The 245-nt window shown below is 36.7% G+C and carries 1 protein-coding gene; it reads left to right on the top strand.

The window, feature by feature from the left end; all coding sequences use genetic code 11:
- Nucleotides 1-245, top strand: a 245-nt coding sequence (locus AAEY72_RS15985) for a hypothetical protein (protein WP_352311642.1), incomplete at both ends; no start/stop codon positions are given.

Raw genomic sequence — 245 nt, 5'->3', positions numbered from 1 at the left:
CAGTGAACTCTCTGCATTTACTAAAAACATCGGATTAATTGGTAATTACTTTGCCAACATCAATGAGTTTGTATTACCACTGAATGATTACCATGAGTTTTACTTATTTTGGTGGTTTGTGTGGAGCATTATGATTGGTCAATTTACATCGCGTTTTGTGGGCGGTTTAAAAACCTATCAAGTCCTTGGTGCTATGCTGATTTTCCCATCGATTCCAATCGCTATCTGGTTTAGTGTGTTATATC

The organism is Psychrobacter sp. W2-37-MNA-CIBAN-0211, from assembly GCF_040309405.1.
Taxonomy (GTDB): Bacteria; Pseudomonadota; Gammaproteobacteria; order Pseudomonadales; family Moraxellaceae; genus Psychrobacter; species Psychrobacter glaciei.
Note: the sequence above shows the minus strand (reverse complement) of the source record. Positions and strands in the feature narration are given on the sequence as shown.